The following is a 17,027-nucleotide window of genomic DNA, read 5'->3' on the forward strand; positions in this document are numbered from 1 at the left end:
CGCCAGACCCTAAAATCGAATGTCTCTAGGCCAGCCGATTTGGCCGAAATTACCGGTTCTGGCCGGGCACCCAGAGCACGTCGCCGGCGCCATTGTCGTTCTGCGAGCGGCTGGCGACGAACAGGAAGTCCGACAGCCGGTTCATATACTGGATACCAGCATCCGAGACCGGCTCATCGGGCTGGGCGGCGAGTTCCACCATGATCCGTTCCGCACGGCGGCAGATCGTCCGGGCGACATGAAGGTGAGCAGCGGCTGGAGTTCCGCCAGGCAAAACAAACGAGGTCAGATCGGCCAGCGGCTCGTTGAGCGTATCAATGTCCTTCTCCAAACGCTCGACCTGGCCGGCCAGCAGACGCAGCCGTTCGGCCTTGCCCTCGCGCTGCGGAACCGCGAGGTCCGCCCCGAGATCGAACAGGTCGTTCTGGATCAGCCCCAGCATCGCATCGAGCGCCGGTGCATGGGAGAGATGCAGCCGCACCACGCCGATAGCGGCATTGGTCTCATCGACGGTTCCATAGGCGCTGACGCGGAGATCGTATTTCGGCCGACGCTCGCCGGTGCCGAGGGCCGTCGTGCCGTCGTCGCCGGTGCGGGTATAGATGCGGTTGAGAACGACCATCGAATTGATCCAGCGCCAGTTAAGGAATTTGTATCAGCGGCCCATGGCCCAGACGGTGGCCATGGTGAGGATAATGGCGACGAATTGCAGCACCACGCGCCATCGCATCAGCTTCTGCGAGCGATCCGGCGAGCCGCCGCGCATCATGTTGAACAGGCCGAGCAGCAGGACCAGTGCAACGGCGCCGACCGCGATGGGGAGGATAATGTTGCTGAGCGTTGATGTCATATCGGCTACATAACACTGCGTCACAGGCTGCGCTATCGACGACCGTCAAAATGGCACAGCGGTCACGCACGCGCCGCAATGCAACGATCTGGCTTTTTCGCGTTAGATATCAGAAGCTAACATGAGGGCCGGTGATTTGCCGGGCCGATCCGGAACCAGGTGGCACGTGGGGCAGATACGCACCGTCTACGATGTCGTGATGGACGCCTTCTATACGTTTCTGGCCGATGACGGCTGGGCGATCGCCAGCCATATCGCTCTCTCTACCCTGATGGCGCTGTTTCCATTCCTGATCGTGCTGGCCTCGCTGGCCGGCTTTTTCGGCTCCAAGAATCTCGCAGATCAGGCCGTCGGCCTGCTGCTGGAGGTCTGGCCCGATCAGGTGGCCGGCGCGCTGTCCTCGCAGATCCACGACGTACTGACCACCACCCGCGGCGATGCGCTGACCATCGGTCTCGTGCTCGCGGTGTATTTCGCCTCCAACGGCGTTGAGAGCCTGCGCGTCGCGCTAAACCGCGCATACTCGGTGATCGAGCTGCGGCGCTGGTACTGGCTGCGGCTGGAGTCGATCGGCTATACGCTGGTCGCTGCCGTCACCGCGCTCGCCATGGCGTTCCTGATCGTGCTCGGCCCGCTGATGCTGGAAATCGTGAGGCGCTATGTCCCGCTGATGGTCGAGAACAACGAGCGGCTGCTGACGGTGGCGCGTTACGGCATCACCATCGTCGCCATGGTGATCGCATTGTTCATCCTGCATGTGTGGCTGCCGGCAGGCCGCCGCACCTTCAGTCAGATCCTGCCGGGCATCATCTTCACGATGCTGGCGTCACTGGCCTCAGGTATCGGCTTCGGTCTTTATCTGGCGCGCTTCGCCAACAATTACGTGACGATGTATGCCGGCCTGGCATCGGTGATCATCGCTCTGGTGTTTCTGTATTTCATTGCGGCGATCTTCGTGTTCGGCGGCGAACTCAATGCCGCCATCATCAAGTCGCGGCTGCCCCACGGCGTCTCGCTTCAAGCAGCGCAGTCGCTAGCGCCCGCGGAGACACCGGTTTGATCAGAAACGCGTCGGCGCCCGCCTGACGCGATGCAGCTTCGTCTTCACTGCGACCGGACACCCCAATGATCGCGACGCGGCCATGCGGCGCCTTCAGCGCACGGATCTGCCGGATCGCCTCGACGCCGTCGATACCCGGCAGCACCATGTCCATGAGCACCGCATCGAAAGTGCCCTGCGCGACGCGCTCCGCCGCTGCTTCGCCACGACCGATGAACTCGGCCTGATGACCGAGTTCGGTGAGAACGGCATTGAGTACGACACGACCAAACGGATTGTCCTCGACGCTCAAGACCCGCAGCGCCTGTCCCGGCGCAAGAGCCGCATCATCGGCGCTCGACATGATGGCGATCGGACCATTCGTCTTGTCGAGGCCGACCGTCAGCGTGAACACTGTCCCACCACCGCGGCTCTGCGCCACAGTGATATCGCCACCCATGGCGCGGGCGAGTTGTTTGACCGACGACAGACCGAGGCCGGCACCGCCGAAGCGCGAGGCGATCGACACATTGGCCTGCGAGAACGGTTTAAACAGCCGCTTGATCTCGGCGAGCGTGAGCCCGATGCCGCTATCGGAGACGATGAAGGATACGCCGACCTTGCCCGCCATGCGCACGGGCGAAACTTTCAGCGCGACATTGCCCTGTTCGGTAAACTTCACCGCATTGTCGATCAGATTTTCCAGCGCCGCGCGCAGCCGCACGGGATCGCCGATCACGAACACCGGCAGTCTGTCGGAGATCGCAACCCGCGACAGCAGCCCCTTGGCAGCCGCGCGGCCTGCGAGCGAGTCGCCGATGTTGCGGGCAAGCGCGCGCAGATCGAAGAAATCCTGCCGCAGCTCGAACCTGGATTTGCTGCTGCGCGCCGCATCGACGAACAGCGTTGCAAGACCCGCCAGATGTTCGGCGCCGGCCTTGATCGTCTCGACCCATCGCCGCTCACGCTCGTCGAGGTCGGAGGTGGCCAGCAGATCGCTGACCGCAAGAATGCCGGTCAGCGGCGTCCGCACCTCATGGGCGAACACCGCCAGCGCGGTTTCCACCATCGTATCCGCAGGCACGGACCTGCGCTTCGCACGCGGCTTCGGCGCGGGCTTCTTCACCGCACGCTTCTTGACCACGCGTTTTTTCAGCGTTTGCTTGGTGCGCGTCCGCATCTTGCGCGGAGAGCGCGATGTCAGCGCCATATGTTGCCACCCGTCCCGGAGGCACCATGCCACGGCGAGGCGCGCGGAGTCACGCAGCGGGCCTGGTCAGGCTTGCGAATTTCTTGCGGCGCGCTTGCGGCTAACTTGCGGCATCGGGGTCAGGCAGCCCGACCATGCGACGGATATCCGCTGGTGTAGCGCCCCCGGCTCGCAACTCACGCAGGCTGGTCGAGCCGGTCGATTTGGACAGCTTGGCGCCAGCTGTATCGCGCACCAGCGGATGATGCCGATAGACCGGCTGCGGCAGGCCGAGCAGTTGCTGCAGCAGCCGGTGCACGCTGGTCGACCAGAACAGATCCTGGCCGCGCACCACATGGGTCCCCCCTGCAGCGCGTCGTCGATCACAACCGAGAGATGATAGCTGGTCGGTGTTTCCTTGCGGGCCAGGATCACATCGCCCCAGGCACCCGGCTGCGCGGTGACGGTACCCGTCTCGCCGCCTGGACCCGCGCCCTGCTCGGTCCATGTAAGCGAACCGCTCGCCACAATGGCTTTGGCCATATCGAGCCGCAGCGCCATCGGGGCATCTGCTTGTCTGAGTTCGGCCACAGCCTGCGGCGACAACGATCTGCCTGGATAGAGAGGCGCACCGTCGGGATCGCGCGGCCATGAGCCTTTCGCTTCTTCGGCCGCGATCATTCGCGCGATCTCGGCACGGCTCTCGAAGCTGGGATACAACAGTCCTATAGCGGCGAGCTGCTCGGTCGCGGCGCGGTAGTCGGCGAAATGCTGCGACTGCCGCCGCACCGGCGTCTCCCAGGCGATGCCGAGCCAGGCGAGATCCTCGTAGATCGCCGCCTCGAATTCCGGCGGGCAACGCGTGACATCGATATCCTCGATCCGCAGCAGAAACCGGCCGCGGGCCTCGCGCGCCAGATCGAAATTCAGCAGCGCCGAATAGGCATGGCCGAGATGTAGGTAGCCATTGGGGCTGGGCGCGAAGCGAAAAACAGGGGCCATCACAGGTTTGCCTAGATCAGGTCACGCGCGAAAGCACGCGTCAGCCAGTCCATGAACACGCGCACCCGCGGCGAGAGCTGGCGGTTGCGCGGATAAAGCAATGACACTGGCGACGGTGTCGGCGGATATTGCGGCAGCACCTCGACGAGCGTGCCATCGGCGAGTTCATCCTTGATGCGATAGCGCGGCACCTGCACCAGACCGAAGCCGAGCTTCGCCATCGCCGCGTAGTTATCGGCGCTGTTCACAGTAATCGCCACCGGCAATGTGACATGACGCAGCGCGCCGTTGCCCTGAAATTCCAGCGGCAGCACCGCGCCTGTCGCCGAGGAGTGATAGCCGACCATGCTATGACCTTCGAGCGCATCGATGGACAAGGGCACGCCCATGCGCGCGAGATAGGACGGCGCGGCGCAGGTGACTTCGTCCATCATGGTCAGCCGGCGCGCCACCATATCGCTGTCGCGGAGCTCGCCGACACGCACCACGCAGTCGATGCCCTCGCGGATCAGGTCGACCAGCCGGTCGCCCTCACTGAGATAGAGCTGGATGTCAGGATATTCGGTGAGAAAGTCCGGCAGATGCGGCAGCACGAAATTGCGCGCCAGCGTGCCGTTCATGTCCACCCGCAACGGCCCTTTCGGCTTGGCACCGCAGAACGCGCTTTCGGCATCTTCGAGATCGGCGATCAGCGTCAGGCAGCGCTGGTGATAGGCCTCGCCGTCCAGCGTCGGCCGCACCAGCCGCGTGGTCCGCTCGAGCAGCCGCACGCCGAGCCGCGCCTCGATCTGCTTCACGGCATCGGTCACGGTCGACCGCGGCAGGCCGAGATCCGCCGCCGCAGCCGTAAAACTGCGCCGCTCCACCACCCGGGTGAACACCCGCATCGTCTCGAAACGGTCCATCTTTTTGTTCGTTAAATCCGGATTGTGATGCCAGATAATGCATCATTATCCGGCAAATGAAACTGTCTAGATTTCTCCCATCAGAACGGCTCGGCCAGTTGGCCGCCCCATCGAGGAGAAGCGAATGACCAACCAGTCCAACAAAGTAGCCATCGTCACCGGGGCGTCCCGCGGCATCGGTGCAGCCATCGCCGAGCGGCTGGGCCGCGACGGCCTCACGGTCATCGTCAATTATTCCGGCAATGCCGCACCGGCCGAAGCCGTCGCACAGAAGATCGAGGCCGCCGGTGGCCGCGCGCTGACCGCCAAGGCCGATGTCAGCGATCCCGCCGCGGTGCGCGGGATGTTCGATGCCGCCGAGACCGCCTTTGGCGGCGTCGACGTGCTGATTAACAATGCGGGCATCATGAAGCTCGCCACATTCGCCAATGCTGACGATGCGTCGTTCGACCAGCAGATCGCGGTCAATCTGAAGGGCACGTTCAACACCATGCGCGAGGCCGCCAAGCGGCTGCGCGATGGCGGCAGGGTCGTGAACTTCTCCACGGGTGTCGTCGGCACCAAGCTGGAAACCTACGGCATCTATGCTGCCACCAAGGCTGCGGTCGAAACCATGACGGGTATCATGGCCAAGGAGATGCGGGGCCGCTCGATTACCGTGAATGCCATCGCACCCGGCCCGACCGCAACCGACCTGTTCCTCAATGGCAAGTCGCCCGAACTGATCGAGCGTTTCGCCAAGGCGACGCCAATGGAGCGTCTCGGCACACCCGAAGACATCGCCAATGCCGTTGCTTTCCTGGTCGGCCCTGAGGGCGGCTGGATCAACGCCCAGGTGCTGCGCGCCAATGGCGGGCTTGTGTGAGATCGGAGCGACTGCCGCGCCTCACTTCTTTTTCCAGGCGCGGTAGTCGCTTTCGACCAGTTCAGACATGGTCTTTGCGGCCTCGCCCAGCCATCCCGGCGGACGTTTCCGGAGATCGGCCCGCAGTGCCTTTGCGCCGATCTTGCTCGCGGCATGGATCGATGCGAGATCGTGTCCCATCGCATTCAGCAATCGCGTTGTCAGTTTTGCCAGTTTGGAGCCCGGGCTCTTGCCGAGTTCGATCTTCTGGGAGTCGGGTGCGAGCCGGCGGATCACGAATTTGCCGTCAATGGCCAGAAACGGATCCGGCGCGCGATAAGGTCCGAACGCCAAGGCGTGAAGATGGGATTTCGGGGATTTGCTACCGTGGGCCCAGAGCCACGCTGAAGGCACCAGCACCTTTGCCTCCCGCAAGCAAAAACCGCCTTCAGCAACGGCAACCGCGACATAGCGCGGCCGGCCGCGGCCACCGGTGCCCGCCACACGACTGCAGAGTCGCTCGATCTGCGCACCCTTCAGAGACTTCTTGAGCGCTTGGACCACCTTGGCCGGTGGCTTGGCTGCCGGATACTTCTTTACATCGCTCCAGAATTTCGCCGGCTTCTTGCGCGCGCGAACGGCATAGGGCCGCATCCAGAATTCGCGTTGATCCAATAATGCCGGATGGGGATCTGCCAGACCCTTGCGGTAGCCGGCAAGAATGGCACGCGAGATCGCCGCTCTCCCAAGTCTCATGCCCGGCGCAAGCAACGCGCTGGTCGCAAGACGAACGAGATCGAACAGATACGGCATCTTCGCCGCCTCATCGAAATCGTTGATGCCCCATACGAGACGCCCTTCGGCATCGCGCCAGGTCCCGTAATTCTCGAGATGCACGTCTCCGACGCAGAGGACATGCGGCGCATCACATAAAGTCGGGCAGAGTTCTTCGATCTTCCTTGCCCACCGAAAATACGTGCCACGCAAAAAGACGAACGAATCCTCGCGCATCAGTCTGTGCTTGAGTTTCAGGTCCGTTTCCACGACGTCGCACTGGCCACGCAGCCAATCCTCATACGCAGTATTATCTTCGCGGAAAGACATCTGGGCCTCGCGGTCGCTCAGAGGACAATCAAAAGATGTATTTAATACAGAATGCACCATAAGACAGCGCAACGAAACCGGCCACGGCAAATTTCGCGGCGCCGAACGCAAAACGCCGGGCATCAGAGACACCCGGCGTTTTGAATTCTGGGTCGAAGGCGCGTCTCAGGAGTCGGCGCGGCCGCTCTGGATCACCACCACGCGACTGCCGATCTTCACGCGATTATAGAGATCCACGACATCCTGGTTCATCAGCCGGATGCAGCCGCTGGACACCGCATGGCCGATGGTCTCGGGCTCGGTGGTGCCGTGAATGCGGAACATGGTGTCGCGGTCGCCCTGATAGAGATACATCGCGCGCGGCCCGAGCGGATTGTCGATGCCGCCCTCCAGGCCGCCCGCCATCTTGCGGTAGCGCGCGGGTTCGCGGTTCATCATGTTTTCCGTCGGGGTCCAATGCGGCCACTCGGCCTTGCGCTTGATCACAGCAGCGCCGGCGAAAGCGAGGCCGGCCTTGCCGACGCCGATGCCGTAGCGCATCGCCTTGCCATCGCCTTCGACGAGATAGAGATGCCGTGCGGCCGTATCGACCACGATGGTGCCGACGGGCTCCTTGGTGCGGTAAGCGACGCGCTGACGCAGCATCGCCGAATCGATTGCGGAGACGTCGATGGCCGGCAGCGTGTGCTCGCCGTCATTCAACTCGGCATAGCTGGCGGACGGGCCGCCAAAGCCGGTGGACGACACCATCCCCCCGCTGCTTGCACATCCTGCCAGCACAGCGGGCAACATCAAAAGCGCCAGAAGGCGCAGCCCGCGTGATCCACCAAAACCTGTCATTCCCAACCCTTGCTGCAACGCGCCCAACGCGGACGACCCGCACCTCATACAGGGCTGAGCGATCAAATCAGGCTCAACAGCGTGTCATTTCGCTCATGGAACAGCTCTGCGCCGCACTTTGCGCGCCGCTGTGGTGATCGCGCCACAGCCGCGCAGGCTCACGAATAACCTCAGGTTGATCGATCGCCTTTGAGGATCGGCCGGCGCGCAGCGCGAGCCTGCCCTCGGAACCGCAGCAGCTAGGCCCGCCGATGCGTGCCGGATCACTCCACCGTGGGTCTCACCGGCCTCGTCGAGACCGGCAACATCGAGGGCCGCACCATGACGACACGATTCCGCACGATGTCTTCCCGCAACTATCAATGCGCGGATGACCCCTACAAACGCCACGCGCATGACGAGATCGATATCATGTCCATTGGGCGGACGACGTGTTCGATGAAGTACACGCGCCTTATAATGCGAAGCACTTGCAGCTGGATTTCACGGCTTGCATCGTTCTGATCGGCATATTAGAGCACACAGCCGCGTGAGACGTCGCGTTACCCCAACGAGATCTTCAGATGACAAGCGTTCGCAGTCTTGCGCAAGGCAGCATTGCCGTTGGCCTGCTGGTCCTCGGGATGAAATACGCTGCCTATCATCTGACCGGCAGCGTCGCACTGCTGTCCGATGCGATTGAAAGCATCGTCAATGTCGTGACAGCCATCGTTGTTTTGCTTGCGACCACGCTGAGCGCGAAACCGGCAGACGACGATCATCCCTACGGGCATCATAAGGCTGAATATTTCTCGGCCGTGCTCGAAGGCGTGCTGATCGTGCTCGCCGCGATCCTGATCCTGCGCGAAGCCTATCAAAGCTATCTGGTGCCGCGCCTCGTCGAAGCGCCCTGGGTCGGGCTGCTCCTCAACGCAGCGGCGAGCGTCATCAATGCAGGTTGGGCATGGGTACTGATCAGGCAAGGTCGCATCCATCGCTCACCGGCTCTCGCAGCAGACGGCCGCCATCTATTGTCCGACGTGTATTCTTCGATCGGTGTTCTCGGCGGCGTCGGAGTAGCGGCCCTGTCGGGCATCGCCATTCTCGATCCCATCCTTGCGGCGCTCGTCGCGCTCAACATCCTGTGGGCAGGTTGGGGCCTGATGAAGGAGTCGCTCAGCGGATTGATGGACGAGGCCATCCCGCCAGCCATGCTCGCGAGCATCAAGCAGACCATATCGGCCCATGCCGACGGCGCCATCGAGGCGCATGACCTGCGCACCCGCCGCGCCGGCAGCATGACCTTTATCGATTTCCATCTGGTGGTGGCAGGATCGACCACCGTGAGCGCCGCGCACGACATTTGCGACAAGCTCGAGACCGCGATCCGCCAGGAGATCGGCGAGGCTCTGATCACCATCCATGTCGAACCCGACGACAAGGCGAAGCATTCCGGCATCGTGGTTCTCTGACCTGGATCAACGAATCCGGTCACGAACGGCTTTGACAGGTTCCGCCCCCGTGTTAATCGGGAGGCGAGGATCGTTCCCGTGACACATGTTTCGCGCAAACGCTGGTTTGGGGCCGTGGCATCTTTGGCCGCTGCCTATGCGCTTGTGCTCAATGTCGTGCTGTCCAGCCTGTTGCTCGCCGCGATCTCGCCGACTGCGCAGGCCGCAGGCTTCGAGCTCTGCCTTACCCATCCCGACCTTGCCGTCTCCCCTGACGACGCCGGCAAGACCACCGGCGCTCCGGCGGTGCATTGCCCGATCTGCGTCGGCACCCATGCGCCGGGTGCCCCCCCTGCCTCCGCGACTTTCGTCGTCTCGCGCATCGCCATCGCGATCGCTCCCGTGGCTGCTCTCGACGATCGCATCGTCGCGACCGCCGCAACCTCCGACCACCGGGCCCGCGCGCCACCGCGCCTGAGCTGACGTTCCACGCCGTCAGACGCCGCGCATCAGCGCGCGCGTTGCTCAGTTTAATCCCGGTGGAGTTTTCCCCATGCTATCCGTTTCCATGCGGCTGCGCAGCGTCCTGCTCGCATCCGCGGCCGCGCTCGTTCCAGGCGCGGTGTCGGCCCAATCGGCCCTTTCCACATCGCTTCCGGCGGTCACCGTCGATGCGCCTGCGCAGCAGCGCGCTGCTGCCTCGCGCAAGCCACGCAACGCCGCGCCAAGCGCCCGCACGGCCCGCAGCACCCCTGCGGCAACGCCAATACCAGGGACGCAGACTCCGAGCGTCCCGGGCGCCCTTACAGTGCTCACCGCCCAGCAGGCACTCCGCGAGATCCAGCAGACGCCCGGCGGCGTCGCGCTGGTGACGGCGGATGCGTGGCGAACATCGACGCCGTCGAACACCATCAAGGACATCCTCGATTACGTACCGGGCGTGTTCGCGCAGCCGAAATGGGGCGACGACACCCGCCTATCGATCCGCGGATCGAGCCTGTCGCGCAATTTCCATCTGCGCGGCGTGCAGCTCTATATGGACGGCATCCCGATCAACACTGCCGACGGCTATGGCGATTTCCAGGAGATCGACCCGACCGCCTATAAATATGTCGAGGTGTTCAAGGGCGGCAACGCATTGCGCTTTGGCGCCAATTCACTCGGCGGCGCGATCAATTTCGTGACGCCCACCGGCCGCGATCCTTTTCCGAACGGCGCGTCGATCGACATGGGTGCCTTCGGCTTCCGCCGCCTGCAGGCCAACGCCGGCGGCGCCAATGGTCCGTGGGATGGTTTTATCACGGCCTCGACGCAGTCCGCCGATGGCTTCCGCGATCACAGCAGTGGCGAGGCAACACGCGTCAGCGGCAATGTCGGCTACCAGTTCTCGCCGGATTTCGAGACCCGCTTCTATCTCAATGCCAACAGCGTACGTCAGCGCATTCCAGGCTCGGTGAGCAAGGCGTCGGCACTGAATTCTCCTGAGACGGCAGCAGCAGGCAATCTCACCGGCGACCAGCAGCGCAATATCGACACCGTGCGCCTCGCCAACAAGACAACCATCCGTCTCGACAACACCACGATCGATTTCGGCGTCTTCGGCGTCGATCGGCACCTGATGCATCCGATCTTCCAGTATCTGGACTACAGCTATCAGGACTATGGCGGCTTCGCGAAAGTGACCGACGACCGCAATATCGGCGGCTATCGCAACGTGTTTGTCGCCGGCGTCAATGTGATCAATGGCCGGATCGACAACAACCAGTATGTCAACGTCGCCGGCCAGAAGGGCGCACTGACATTCTCGTTCATCGATCGATCGAAGAACACCTCGGTCTATGCTGAGAATTCGTTTTATTTCCTGCCGACTGTCGCTGTCATTGGTGGCACGCAATTCCTTTATGCGACGCGCGACAGACAGGATCGTTTGAAGCCCAATGGGGTCGACGGATCGGGATCAACCGAGTTCAATCTGTGGAGCCCGAAGGGCGGATTGCTCTGGAATATCGACCCGACATGGCAGGCCTATGCGAACATCTCGCGCAGCGCCGAAGTGCCGAGCTTCGGCGAGAGCGTGTCTGGCAGGGACAGTTCGGGCGCGAGCAATCCGATGATCCCCTTCACCAGCATCCGGCCGCAGCGCGCAACGACCTATGAGATCGGGACCCGCGGTCGGCGTCCTGACCTGACTTGGGAATTAACCGGCTACCGGGCGGAAATCAGGGACGAGTTACAGTGCATCTACAGCTCCAACGGAAGCTGCAACGTCTCGAATGCAGATCGCACCATCCATCAGGGCATCGAGGCCGGCCTCGGCATCGCCGTGTTCAAGGGCATGTTCGACGCCTCGCCGCAGCCCGACAAGCTCTGGCTCAACATGGCCTATACGTTCAACGACTTCCGCTTCGACAATGACGCGACTTTCGGCAACAACCTGCTGCCGGGCGCGCCCCGTCATTATCTGCGCGCGGAACTGCTCTACAAGCACGCCAACGGCTTCTATCTCGGCCCCAATCTCGAATGGGTGCCGGAAGCTTACTATGTCGACAGCGCCAATACGCTGAAGACCGAACCCTATGCGCTGCTCGGCCTGAAGGCCGGCGTCGACAATGGCGGCACATACTCGGGCTATATCGAAGCACGCAACGTGCTCGACACCCGCTACATCGCGTCCGCCAGCATTCTCAATCAAGCCACAGCGACATCGCCGCTATTCGAACCCGGCACCGGCCGCGCCATCTATGCCGGCGTCAAGGCGAGGTGGTGAAGATGACGAATTCCGCTATGCTTCAATCCACGAAAGGACGTTCCATGACCAACCGCTCCATGCTGTTGCTTCTCGCCGCGCTGGGCGCAGTGGCATCACCTGCTTACGCCCATGTCTTCGTGCAGAGCGGTCCGGCCACGGTCGGCGGCTCCTATCGCGCGGTGCTCGCCGTGCCGCATGGCTGCGGCGCCTCGCCAACGACGAAGATCACCGTGCAGATTCCGGAAGGCATGATCGCGGTGAAGCCGATGCCGAAGCCGGGCTGGACCATCGCCGTGAAGAAAGGCGCCTATGCGCAGTCCTACGATTTCATGCACGGCATGAAAGCGTCGGAGGGCGTCAAGGAAATCACCTGGACCGGCAAGCTCGACAACGACTTCTACGACGAGTTCGTATTCTCGGCCTATATGCCTGCCGCATTGAAGGCCGATGCACCGTTGTATCTGCCGACACTGCAGAGCTGCGAGCAGGGTTCGGAAGACTGGGCGCAGATCCCGGCTGCGGGGCAGGATCCGCACAGCCTGAAATCACCGGCGCCGATCGTGCGCCTTGCCGCGGCATCACCACACGATGCAATGGCGCAGATGGCCGGCATGGTCCATGCGGGCGACCTGATGATCATGACGCCCTGGACGCGTGCCACACCGCCCGCGGCCAAGGTGGCCGGCGGCTATCTCACCATCACCAACAACGGCAAGACCAGCGACAAACTCCTGGGGGGCACATTCACCGGCGGCAGCCGCATCGAGGTGCATGAGATGAGCATGACCGATGGCGTGATGAAGATGCGTCTGCTTAATGACGGGCTTGAGATCAAGCCCGGCGCCACCGTGAAGCTCGAGCCCGGCGGCTTTCATCTGATGCTGATGGATCTCGCCAAGCCGTTCGCCAAGGGCGACAAGGTGAAAGTGCAGCTGCAGTTCGAGAAGGCCGGCAAGGTGGACATCGAACTCGACGTCAACGCCGTCGGCGCTTCGGCACCGGCCGGCGGCGGACACGCGCACTGATCACGTCAAGATGCTGCGCACCGCATGTGTTGCGGTGCGCCTGATGTCTGCGACAAGGCCGCGATTGTGTCGCGTGTATACTGGCGTTAGTGCAGCCGGGGAGCTTTCAGCATCTTGGAGCGGTCCGTGGACACCAATTCGACATCGAATGTATCGCCACCGCGATAGAGCGTCAGCGGCACGTCGACACCGGCCGGACCTAGCGCCCAGAGTGCGCGATAGAATTCGACGGAATCGGATACCTCCTCACCGTTGACGGCAAGAATCACGTCGCCGGTCTTGAGCTCGGCCCGGGCCGCGGGGCCCTTCCTGGCGATCCCGACCACGACGACCTTGTCCTCGACCTCGGCGGCATACAGCCCGAGCCACGGCCGCGGCGGCTTGTTGGCACGACCATAGGTCTTGAGATCGTCGAGGACCGGCTTCAGCAGATCGATCGGCACGATCATGTTGAGGTGTTCGTTCTTGCCGCCGTGCTCGCGCTCGATCTGCAGCGAGCCGATGCCGATCAACTCGCCCTTGGCGTTGATCAGGGCGGCACCGCCCCAGTTCGGATGCGCCGGATGGGTGAAAATCGCGTCGTCGAGCAGGTATTCCCAATAGCCGGCGAATTCCTGCGTCGCGGCGATCTTCCCGGCCACGGACCGCGTGCGTCCGCCGACACCGCCGACCACCACGCGATCGCCGATCTTCGCGCTCGCCGACTCACCGAGCGGCAGCGGCGCGATGTCGATCTCGCCGAGCGCCTGCACGAGTCCGAAACCGCTTTCCTGATCGACGCCCAGCGCCGTGCCCTGCACCACGCGGCCGTCGCCGAGATGCACCCAGATCGTTTCGGCCTCGGTGATGAGATAGCCGATGGTGAGAATGAGACCGTCACCGATCAACACGCCATTGCCGGCGCGCTCGGAGCCGAGCGTATCTGCCGTGAAAGCATCTTCCGGGATAATGCAATGCAGCCCAACCACCGCCTCCAGCGCCTGTTCGAGGTCGAATCCGTAATCCTCAGCACGCGGCTGCACGCCCGGGGGCACTTTCCACTCGGTCAGTGAAGGCATGCAAAATCTCCTTTGTCCGGGATGGGTAGCCCCCGCCATATAAGAACCGATGGCGGACGTGGAAGTCCAGCCTGTGAACTTAGCGGCCCTGCGGCGTTTGGTTACGCACCGGGACGTTGTGCGAGCCACGCGAGCAGCACCGCATTGACCTCGCGCGGATAGCAGTGGCTGAGATCGTCGATCTCGCGATAGGTGACATCGGCGCCGGCGATCGTGAGCGCCTGCTGTGCCTCGCGCGCGGTCTGCACCGGAAACATCCAGTCGAGACGGCCATGGACGAGATGGATCGGCAGACCGCGCAGGCGATCTGCATCGGCGAACTGCGCCATCAGCAGATGGAAGGTCGAGGCCACCGGCGCCAGATGGGTGAAGGGCGACTCGGCGCGGAGGCCGCTGACATAGCAGAAGGTGCCGCCATCGCTCATGCCGGTCAGCAACAGCTGCGCGGGATCGATATGCCAGCGCGACTGCACGAGATCGAGAATGCGCGAAAGATTTGGCGTATCGGCATCGTCGCCCATCAGCGCCCAGGTGCTGCCGATCGCCGTCGGCGCGATGAGGATCGCGCCAGAGCTGCGCGCATCGGCGAGCCAGCTCCACAAGAAAGCCCGGCCGTTGCCGCTCCCGCCGTGCAGCGCCATCACCAGCGGCCAGGCACGATCCGGCGTGTAGGTTTCCGGCACATACATCGAGAAACCGCCGCGACGTCCGGGCTCGCCATCATGAATGACGCCGGTGTTCTCTGCCGAAGGCGAGGCCAGCCGTTCGAGCAGTGCCGTGTTCTCGCGCATGTCGGGCGGAAGAAAGAACGTACTCACCGGCGGCAGCCGCGCCACCGTGGCGTAGAGCGCCTCCTGTGCGCGTGTCGCATGCCGCAATGCACGAGACACCATCGGCAGATCGCCGCCGGGCTGCAGGGCGGCGCGCAAGCCGGTAAAGGCCGTCAGCGCCGCGTCGCTCGCCGCATCGAGATGTGCCCGCAGCTCACTAAAATCATCCGGCCATGCGTTGAGCTCTGCGCGCACCGCCTTGAGCGCCTGATCGGGTTCGCCCACCGCTTCCATGACGGCACCGAAAGTCGGAGGATGCAGATTGCGCGCAACGAATTGCAGCGCCTCGAGCGACTGCAGCAGCGGCGGCAACAGCACCACGATATCGTCGACGACAAGGTCGCTCATCGGAAACTCCGGGCAGATCGTTTGGCCCCATGAACCCAGGACCGAGCAAGAGGCCAAAGACCATATCGATACGACGGCAAAGCGGCCATCTCCGCGCCCTGCGAGATCCGGCAGCTCCAGCTGCTGATCATCAAAATCGCTCAAATCCAGCACAATCGCTGCGACGCAACATTGAAATACCATAGACTTCTCGATTTTGTATACATATACAAAATTCATGAGCATCAGCCCGATCGCCGCCAGACCCTATCTGAGAGACGAAGTCTATACGGCCCTGAAAGTTCGGCTGGGGGTGCGCGCGGCCGGCCTCACGGCCCCCTTGCGACTTCGAGAAGAGGAGCTTGCGGCAGAGCTCGGGGTCAGCCGGACGCCCGTACGTGAGGCCATGCGCAGGCTCGAACAGGAAGGGCTGATCACGTTTCGCCCGCGCCGCGGCGCACGGCTGATGCCGACATCGCTGCCGGAATATCTCGAATGGCTGTCGATCCGGGAAATGTTGGAAGGTCTGGCAGCGCGCGAGGTGGCCCTCAACGGTGCGAGTGATGTCGCCTCCCGCCTGCGGGCCGTGTTCGCCGATTTCGATGAAGCCGGCGCACTGGCACGCCCCGCCGAATATGCCGCTGCCAACACCGCCTTTCATGCGCTGATGATCAAAGAGAGCGGCAACGCCCTGCTTGGCAAAACATGGGACTCATTCGGTCATCTGAAAATGGCGGGGCTGCGCTTTATCGAGCGTCTCAATCGCGGCTCGCAATCGTTTCATGAGCACCACGACATCATCGACGCGATCGCACAGCGCGATCCCGACCGCGCGGAAATGCTCGCACGACGGCATGTCCGTTTGCTGCGCGACCAGGCAGCGGCGTCGTTGAAAGAATTTGACCCCCACGAACAGAATGAGACCACCACATGATCTTCCTGACTTTTGCAGCCGCAGACGGATCGCATCTGGGCCTAGTGATCGATGACAATGTGCTCGATCTGACGAAGGCGTGGCCAGATGCAGGCCAGGCCTCCGCGCCGCGCCATGTGGGCGATCTCGCCGAAGCCGGCGAAGCGGGGCTCGCCATCGTGCGTAATCTCGCATCCACCGCGAATGCCGCGAACCTTGTTGCGCTGGCATCTCTGACGCTGATGGCACCGATCCCGCGGCCGAAGAAGAACGTTTTCTGCGTTGGCCGCAATTACAAGGATCATATCGACGAAGGCATGCGCGCGCAGGGCAAGGCGCCCGCCCCGCTGCCAAGCGTGCCGGAATTCTTCACCAAACCGCCGACCGCCGTGATCGCTTCAGGTGAAACGATTCCGCAGCATGCCAATGTCACCGAACAGCTCGATTACGAAGTCGAGCTCGCCGTCATCATCGGCAAGCCGGGCAGCAACATTTCCGCGCAGAACGCCTTCGATCATGTGTTCGGCTATTCGATCATCAACGATATCACCGGTCGCGACATGCAGCGTCGTTACGGCCAGTGGTTCAAAGGCAAGGGCCTAGATCGCTCCTGCCCGTTCGGGCCGGTTGTGGTCCATGCGTCCGCGCTGCCGAATGTTGCCGACATCAGGATCTTCAGCACGGTCAATGGCGAGGTACGCCAGGACAGCCGCACCAGCCGCATGATCTTCGATATCCCGGCCATCATCGAACATCTGACGCGCGGCCTCACGCTGGAGCCTGGAGACGTGATCGCCACCGGAACTCCGTCCGGGGTCGGCTATGCGATGACGCCGCCGTGCTTCCTGCTCAAGGGAGATCGCGTCACAGCCGAGATCGAAGGCATCGGTATCCTGTCCAACAGCATCGTGGCCTGACACGG

The 17,027-nt window shown here is 62.9% G+C and carries 16 protein-coding genes and 1 pseudogene; 8 read left to right on the forward strand and 9 right to left on the reverse strand.

Translation table 11 applies throughout. The features are described from left to right. Positions 1-49: 49 nt before the first annotated feature. On the reverse strand, positions 50-622 hold the full coding sequence (locus RSO67_RS14520) for a cob(I)yrinic acid a,c-diamide adenosyltransferase (protein ID WP_315844008.1): 573 nt from the start codon (positions 620-622) through the stop codon (positions 50-52). A 33-nt stretch (positions 623-655) separates the two neighbouring features. Continuing rightward, positions 656-850 carry a twin transmembrane helix small protein gene (locus RSO67_RS14525; protein WP_068730376.1) on the reverse strand — a complete coding sequence of 65 codons (195 nt, stop codon included), beginning with the start codon at positions 848-850 and terminating at the stop codon, positions 656-658. 199 nt (positions 851-1,049) lie between these two features. On the opposite strand from RSO67_RS14525, the gene RSO67_RS14530 reads away from it, so the two are divergent. Further along, positions 1,050-1,910, forward strand: coding sequence for a YihY/virulence factor BrkB family protein (locus RSO67_RS14530; protein WP_210269064.1), 861 nt, complete (start codon positions 1,050-1,052; stop codon positions 1,908-1,910). On the opposite strand, the gene RSO67_RS14535 is transcribed toward RSO67_RS14530, so the two are convergent. The 3 genes and pseudogenes from RSO67_RS14535 to RSO67_RS14545 form a co-directional block, all read right to left on the reverse strand. Then, the gene (locus RSO67_RS14535; protein WP_315844009.1) at positions 1,837-3,099 is read right to left on the reverse strand and encodes an ATP-binding protein; all 1,263 of its coding nucleotides are present in this window, start codon (positions 3,097-3,099) and stop codon (positions 1,837-1,839) included. The genes RSO67_RS14530 and RSO67_RS14535 overlap by 74 nt on opposite strands. Before the next feature lie 100 nt (positions 3,100-3,199). Next, positions 3,200-4,080, reverse strand: a pseudogene (gene gluQRS / locus RSO67_RS14540) (tRNA glutamyl-Q(34) synthetase GluQRS). Positions 4,081-4,091: 11 nt separating this feature from the next. Further along, the gene (locus RSO67_RS14545) at positions 4,092-4,985 is read right to left on the reverse strand and encodes a LysR family transcriptional regulator (RefSeq protein WP_315844010.1); all 894 of its coding nucleotides are present in this window, start codon (positions 4,983-4,985) and stop codon (positions 4,092-4,094) included. 124 nt (positions 4,986-5,109) lie between these two features. Here RSO67_RS14545 and RSO67_RS14550 point away from each other — a divergent pair, with 124 nt between their 5' ends. Continuing rightward, a complete protein-coding gene (locus RSO67_RS14550; RefSeq protein WP_315844011.1) occupies positions 5,110-5,850 on the forward strand; it encodes an SDR family oxidoreductase in 741 nt (246 codons plus the stop codon). Between the two features lie 21 nt (positions 5,851-5,871). On the opposite strand, the gene RSO67_RS14555 is transcribed toward RSO67_RS14550, so the two are convergent. Both RSO67_RS14555 and RSO67_RS14560 read right to left on the reverse strand, forming a co-directional pair. Next, the gene (locus RSO67_RS14555; RefSeq protein WP_315844012.1) at positions 5,872-6,933 is read right to left on the reverse strand and encodes a DUF2252 family protein; all 1,062 of its coding nucleotides are present in this window, start codon (positions 6,931-6,933) and stop codon (positions 5,872-5,874) included. A 165-nt stretch (positions 6,934-7,098) separates the two neighbouring features. After that, complete coding sequence (locus RSO67_RS14560; protein WP_315844013.1) at positions 7,099-7,683, reverse strand: L,D-transpeptidase; 585 nt, start codon at positions 7,681-7,683, stop codon at positions 7,099-7,101. A gap of 653 nt (positions 7,684-8,336) precedes the next feature. Between RSO67_RS14560 and RSO67_RS14565 the strand changes: the two genes are divergently transcribed. From RSO67_RS14565 to RSO67_RS14580, 4 genes are all read left to right on the forward strand, one after another. After that, complete coding sequence (locus tag RSO67_RS14565; protein WP_175366000.1) at positions 8,337-9,224, forward strand: cation diffusion facilitator family transporter; 888 nt, start codon at positions 8,337-8,339, stop codon at positions 9,222-9,224. 78 nt (positions 9,225-9,302) lie between these two features. After that, positions 9,303-9,686, forward strand: a complete 384-nt coding sequence (locus RSO67_RS14570) for a DUF2946 family protein (protein ID WP_315844014.1) — start codon at positions 9,303-9,305, stop codon at positions 9,684-9,686. A gap of 70 nt (positions 9,687-9,756) precedes the next feature. Further along, positions 9,757-11,970: a TonB-dependent receptor family protein gene (locus RSO67_RS14575; RefSeq protein WP_315844015.1), complete on the forward strand. Its 2,214-nt coding sequence runs from the start codon at positions 9,757-9,759 to the stop codon at positions 11,968-11,970. A gap of 44 nt (positions 11,971-12,014) precedes the next feature. Continuing rightward, positions 12,015-12,977, forward strand: coding sequence for a DUF1775 domain-containing protein (locus RSO67_RS14580; RefSeq protein ID WP_315844016.1), 963 nt, complete (start codon positions 12,015-12,017; stop codon positions 12,975-12,977). 86 nt (positions 12,978-13,063) lie between these two features. Here RSO67_RS14580 and RSO67_RS14585 read toward each other — a convergent pair whose 3' ends face one another. After that, entirely contained in the window at positions 13,064-14,035 is a 972-nt protein-coding gene (locus RSO67_RS14585) for a S1C family serine protease (protein ID WP_315844017.1), read from the reverse strand. 101 nt (positions 14,036-14,136) lie between these two features. Continuing rightward, complete coding sequence (locus RSO67_RS14590) at positions 14,137-15,213, reverse strand: phospholipase (RefSeq protein WP_315844018.1); 1,077 nt, start codon at positions 15,211-15,213, stop codon at positions 14,137-14,139. A gap of 217 nt (positions 15,214-15,430) precedes the next feature. On the opposite strand from RSO67_RS14590, the gene RSO67_RS14595 reads away from it, so the two are divergent. Both RSO67_RS14595 and RSO67_RS14600 read left to right on the forward strand, forming a co-directional pair. Further along, positions 15,431-16,126 carry a GntR family transcriptional regulator gene (locus RSO67_RS14595; RefSeq protein ID WP_315844019.1) on the forward strand — a complete coding sequence of 232 codons (696 nt, stop codon included), beginning with the start codon at positions 15,431-15,433 and terminating at the stop codon, positions 16,124-16,126. Next, entirely contained in the window at positions 16,123-17,022 is a 900-nt protein-coding gene (locus tag RSO67_RS14600) for a fumarylacetoacetate hydrolase family protein (RefSeq protein ID WP_315844020.1), read from the forward strand. Before RSO67_RS14595 ends, RSO67_RS14600 begins: the two co-directional genes overlap by 4 nt. The last annotated feature ends 5 nt before the right edge of the window (positions 17,023-17,027 follow it).

The organism is Tardiphaga sp. 709 (genome assembly GCF_032401055.1).
In the GTDB taxonomy this organism is placed as follows: Bacteria; Pseudomonadota; Alphaproteobacteria; order Rhizobiales; family Xanthobacteraceae; genus Tardiphaga.